General features: G+C 65.7%; 1 protein-coding gene. It reads right to left on the bottom strand.

Annotated features, from left to right (window positions below; translation table 11 throughout):
• The coding region (locus EOA29_RS40725; protein ID WP_245468898.1) for an FAD-binding oxidoreductase at positions 1 to 397 on the bottom strand (397 nt) is incomplete at both ends.

Below are 397 nucleotides of genomic sequence, written 5' to 3'. Positions count from 1 at the left end.
CAGTCGTTCAGCCAGCGAAGCATCGACATCATCGGCGTTACGCCGGAGCCGGCCGAGATGAACAGGTACTTGGCCGCCGGATGGCTGTGCAGCGAGAAATCGCCGACCGGGCCATAGGCCTTCACATGGGCGCCGGGCTTGAGATTGTCGAACATCCAGCGCGTGCCGATGCTGCCGGCCTGCGCCTTCACCGTCACCGCGATCGAGAACGGCCGCGAGGGCGATGAGGACAGCGTGTAGGTGCGCATCAGCGGTCCGTCGGCGGTCGGCAGTTCCAGCGTCACGAACTGGCCGGGCTTGTAGCGGAACCAGGTCTGGTTGTCGGAGCGGAAGGTGAAGGTCTTGACGTCCGGCGCCTCGTCGCTGACGCCGATCACCTCCAGCACCTGCAGCCGGT

Origin of the sequence: Mesorhizobium sp. M1E.F.Ca.ET.063.01.1.1 (genome assembly GCF_003998155.1) — a bacterium.
Lineage (GTDB): Bacteria > Pseudomonadota > Alphaproteobacteria > Rhizobiales > Rhizobiaceae > Mesorhizobium.
This window is presented reverse-complemented; position numbering and strand designations above follow the sequence as displayed.